Annotated in this window: 3 rRNA genes; all 3 read right to left on the bottom strand. The window is 60.2% G+C overall.

Features of this window, described 5'->3' with window-relative positions:
- Window positions 1–9 precede the first annotated feature (9 nt).
- The 3 genes from rrf to QUB39_RS30225 all read right to left on the bottom strand — a co-directional run bounded on the left by rrf (window position 10) and on the right by QUB39_RS30225 (window position 5,081).
- Window positions 10–126: ribosomal RNA gene (gene rrf / locus QUB39_RS30235) — 5S ribosomal RNA — on the bottom strand.
- 123 nt (window positions 127–249) lie between these two features.
- A 23S ribosomal RNA gene (locus tag QUB39_RS30230) occupies window positions 250–3,196 on the bottom strand.
- Window positions 3,197–3,557: 361 nt separating this feature from the next.
- Window positions 3,558–5,081 (bottom strand): 16S ribosomal RNA (locus QUB39_RS30225).
- Together the 16S, 23S and 5S rRNA genes form the textbook arrangement of a ribosomal RNA operon.
- Window positions 5,082–5,259: the final 178 nt, after the last annotated feature.

Genomic DNA, 5,259 nt, shown 5'->3' with positions numbered 1-5,259 from the left:
TGCCAAGGGTGCCGGCAACGGCCTACTCTCCCGCGAGCTCTCGCCCGGAGTACCATCGGCGCTGTCAGGCTTGACGACCGTGTTCGGGATGGGAACGGGTATGGCCCTGACGCTCTAGTTGCCAGCGAATCGGTATTGACGATTCGACAAACGGGTGGGGTGATCGTAGGGAGAGCCACGCGGGCTCTCTGACGTTGCGTGCTTTGCGGTGATGCTACAGCCCCCACACTGGCACGGCGCCAGCGGGGGAGAGTCAAGCCGCACGGGCGATTAGGACAGCTGCGCTTGGAACCCCTCGCAGGGCTTCCACGTGCTGCCTATCGACGGAGTCGTCTCCTCCGGCCCTTCAGGGAGCTCAAGGCTCCAGGGAGAATTCATCTTGGGGGGCGCTTCCCACTTAGATGCGTTCAGCGGTTATCGCCACCGATCATCGCTACCCGGCGTTGCAGCTGGCGCCACAGCCGGGACACGAGCGGATCGTCCGACTCGGTCCTCTCGTACTAAAGTCCGCTCCCCTCAATTCTCCAACGCCCACGACGGATACAGACCGAACTGTCTCACGACGTTCTGAACCCAGCTCATGTGCCACTTTAACCGGCGAACAGCCGGACCCTTGGGACCTTCTCCAGCCCCAGGATGTGACAAGCCGACATCGAGGTGCCAAACCGCGCCGTCGATATGAACTCTCGGGCGCGATAAGCCTGTTATCCCCAGCGTACCTTTTATCCGTTGCGCGATAGCCGATCCACACCGGGCTACCGGATCACTACGGCCGACTTTCGTCTCGGCTCGACCCGTCGGTCTCGCCGTCAGGCTGGCTTCTGCCGTTACACTCTATAAGCGCGATTACCGACCGCGCTGAGCCAACCTTCGCGCGCCTCCGTTACTCTTTCGGAGGCGACCGCCCCAGTCAAACTGCCCACCTGCCACGGTCCCGGATAGGGTTTGCCTACCGCGGTGAGGCGTTCACACAGCACAGGGTGGTATTTCACTGGTGCCTCCCCGAAAGCTAGCGCCTCCGGCTCAACGGCTCCCACCTATGCTACACAGTCCTATGCAAACGCCAATGACAAGCTACAGTAAAGGTGCATGGGGTCTTTTTGTCCTGTCGCGGGGACTCGGAATCCTCACCGAGACTGCTATTTCGCCGAGCGCGTGGTCGAGACAGTGCCCAAGTCGTTACGCCATTCGTGCAGGTCGGAACTTACCCGACAAGGAATTTCGCTACCTTAGGACCGTTATAGTTACGGCCGCCGTTTACCGGGGCTTCGGCTCAATGCTTTGCCTTGCGGCGAACATCTCCCCTTAACCTTCCGGCACCGGGCAGGCGTCAGTGCGTATACGGCGCCTTACGCGGCTTGGCACGCACCTGTGTTTTTGCTAAACAGTCGCTTGGGCCGATTCTCTGCGGCCTCCCCCAGCGACCAGCGCGAGGCTGGCTACCAGGAGCGGCATCCCTTCTTCCGAAGTTACGGGATCATTATGCCGAGTTCCTTGACCACGTTTCACTCGTTCACCTGAGGCTACTCGCCTAGCCCACCTGTGTCGGTTTGCGGTACGGACATGAGAGAGACTCCCCGATCAGCTTTTCTTGCCTGCCGACTCCACACGACTTGACGTTGGGTTGCCCCGCCGTCTCGTACTCCGCTCTCGGCTTGCGCCTACCGCGTTGAACGACCATCCACAAGATCGCTCGCGTTTCGTTCCAGGGTCCCTGATCGCTTCAACGTCTCCCCCATGGGGCCGGAATCTTGACCGGCTATCCATCGACTACGCCTCTGGGGCCTCGCCTTAGGGTCCGCCTCACCCTGCGCTGATTGCCATGGCGCAGGAATCCTTGGGCTTACGGTGTGCGGGGTTCTCACCCGCATTTGCGCGTACTCAATCCGGCATCCTCACTTCCCTTCGCTCCACGAGTATCGTTTCCACGCTCGCTTCGACGCACAGGGAACGCTCCCCTACCCCTGCGACAAAGTCGCAAGACCAAGCTTCGGCGGGCCGCTTAATCCCGACCATTCTCGGCGCCATCACGCTGGACTGGTGAGCTATTACGCACTCTTTCAAGGAATGGCTGCTTCTAAGCCAACCTCCCAGTTGTCTCGGCACGACGACATCCTTCGCTATACTCAGCGGCCACTTCGGGGCCTTAGCTGTGGTTCTGGGTTCTTTCCCTCTCGCCGCTGGACATTATCGCTCAGCGACTGCCTCCCGAGGTCCATTTGACAGGTATTCGGAGTTTGGTAGGGGTTGGTAGGGTCTACGACCCCCCGCGCCCTGCCAGTCGCTCTACCCCCTGTAAACACGCCTCGAGGCTCTACCTCAATAGATTTCGGGGAGAACCAGCTATCTCCAGGCTTGATTGGCCTTTCACCCCTACCCACAAGTCATCCCAACGGTTTTCAACCCGTACGGGTTCGGGCCTCCACTAAGTGTTACCTCAGCTTCACCCTGCTCATGGGTAGATCGCCCTGGTTTCGGGTCGTACCCCCAGATACTCATGCGCCCTCGTGACAGGACTCGCTTTCGCTGTGGCTCCGGTGCTGAGCACCTTAGCCTCGCATCTGAGGAGTAACTCGCCGGATCATAATGCAAAAGGCACGCCGTCAGTCGTGCATGGTTGCCCATGCCAACCTCCGACCGCTTGTAGGTATGTGGTTTCAGGATCTCTTTCACTCCCCGCACAGGGGTGCTTTTCACCTGTCCCTCACGGTACTCGTCCACTATCGGTCACACAGGAGTCTTTAGGCTTGGAGGGTGGTCCCCCCGGCTTCACGCCCGATTACTCGGGTCGGGCGTTACTCAGGAACACTACTACGACAACTACTAGGTTTCTCCTACCGGGCTATCACCGTCTCTGGCGCGCCGTTCCAGGCGACTTCGAATACCGTTCCCTGCCGCGTCTGTAGGTCCTACAACCCCGATCCCACAAGGAGATCGGTTTGGCCTCTACCCCGTTCGCTCGCCACTACTGAGGGCATCTCGGTTGATTTCTCTTCCTCTGGGTACTGAGATGTTTCAGTTCCCCAGGTTTGCTCCACTTGCGTGGTGACCGCCCCTTCGGACGGCCGGGTTTCCCCATTCGGGCATCGCGGGATCAATGCGTGTGTGCCGCTCCCCCGCGCTTTTCGCAGCTTACCGCGCCCTTCATCGCCTCTGTGTGCCCAGGCATCCCCCACATACCTTCGTTCGCTTGACTCGTTCCCAGCCGATCCACCCTTTCGGGTAATCCTCTGGTGCAAATCGTTCAAGCAAAGCACGCGCTATTTCGAACGAGTGATGCGTTACAGAACCGCAGATCTCGCGATCCGCGGAATCGGTACTACGCCTCACTGAGGTTCTTCGTCCTCGCTGCCACGCGACTGACCGACCGTCTTTCGACGGGGCCCGCCACTGGCAGGAGTACCCACGATCACTTCCCACTTCCGTTGTCAAATAGCGGCCCCGGTCCGAGGACCGGGGCAACAAAATCCAGCAGAGATCGCGAATGTGCGGTGCGGACGACAAAATCCGGGACTTTCGATGGCGCCTCCGAAGAGGCCGTCTACTCATCGCTCCGGAAAGGAGGTGATCCAGCCGCAGGTTCCCCTACGGCTACCTTGTTACGACTTCGCCCCAGTCATTGCGCTCGCCTTAGGCGGCTTGGTCCCTTGCGGGTTCCGACACCGACTTCGGGCGCTCACAACTTCCATGGCGTGACGGGCGGTGTGTACAAGGCCCGGGAACGTATTCACCGCGGCGTCGCTGATCCGCGATTACTAGCGATTCCAGCTTCATGCCGTCGAGTTGCAGACGACAATCCGAACTGAGGCCGGCTTTAGGGATTGGCATCTCATTGCTGAGTAGCAGCCCTCTGTACCGGCCATTGTAGCACGTGTGTAGCCCCAGTCGTAAGGACCATGATGACTTGACGTCATCCCCACCTTCCTCCGGTTTGGCACCGGCAGTCCCCCTAGAGTCCCCGGCATAACCCGCTGGTAACTAAGGGCAAGGGTTGCGCTCGTTGCGGGACTTAACCCAACATCTCACGACACGAGCTGACGACAGCCATGCAGCACCTGTGACCGAGCTCCGAAGAGGGGCCCCTGTTTCCAGAGGCTTTCCCGGCCATGTCAAAACTGGGTAAGGTTCTTCGCGTTGCGTCGAATTAAACCACATGCTCCACCGCTTGTGCGGGCCCCCGTCAATTCCTTTGAGTTTCAGCCTTGCGGCCGTACTCCCCAGGCGGGGCACTTAATGCGTTAGCGCCGGCACTCGGGGGGTCGTTCCCCCAAGCACCTAGTGCCCATCGTTTACGGCGTGGACTACCAGGGTATCTAATCCTGTTTGCTCCCCACGCTGTCGCGCCTCAGCGTCAGCTACTGCCCAGCAGGCCGCCTTCGCCACTGGTGTTCTTCCGGATCTCTACGCATTCCACCGCTACACCCGGAATTCCACCTGCCTCTACAGTGCTCGAGTGACCCAGTTCGCACGGCCGACCCGGGGTTGAGCCCCGGGCTTTCACCACACGCTTAAGTCACCGCCTACGCGCCCTTTACGCCCAGTGATTCCGGACAACGCTCGCACCCTCCGTATTACCGCGGCTGCTGGCACGGAGTTAGCCGGTGCTTCCTCACCCGGTACCGTCAGTCCCCTCGAAAGGGGAGGTTCGTCCCGGGCAACAGGGGTTTACACACCGAAATGCTTCATCCCCCACGCGGCGTCGCTGCGTCAGCCTTGCGGCCATTGCGCAATATTCCCCACTGCTGCCTCCCGTAGGAGTCTGGGCCGTATCTCAGTCCCAATGTGGCTGGCCATCCTCTCAGACCAGCTACCCGTCATCGCCTTGGTGGGCCGTGACCCCACCAACTAGCTGATAGGCCGCGAGCTCCTCGTCCACCCCCGGAGGTTTCCTTGCCAAGTGATGCCACCCGGCAAGCGTATGCGGTATTACCCGGCCGTTGGGCCGGCTATCCCCCAGTGGACGGCAGATTGCTCACGTGTTACGCACCCGTTCGCCGGTTACCCTTGCGGGCCCCCGTGACTTGCATGTGTTAAGCACGCCGCCAGCGTTCGTCCTGAGCCAGGATCAAACTCTCCAATAGTGTTACCTATGGAGCCCGTTGATAGGCTCTCCCATGGGATCCGCCGCGAACGGCGATCCACACGGAATCACAGAAATTCAGGTTGATCTCTCGCCAACGCCCTGATCAGCGCTGGGTCATAGAGACCGCCCCGCACATCCATCGATCTCTGCTCGATTGTCAAACAGCGTGTGAGCCC

The organism is Microcoleus sp. AT8-B5, from assembly GCF_036705565.1.
Classification (GTDB): Bacteria; Cyanobacteriota; Cyanobacteriia; order Cyanobacteriales; family Microcoleaceae; genus Microcoleus.
Note: the sequence above shows the minus strand (reverse complement) of the source record. Positions and strands in the feature narration are given on the sequence as shown.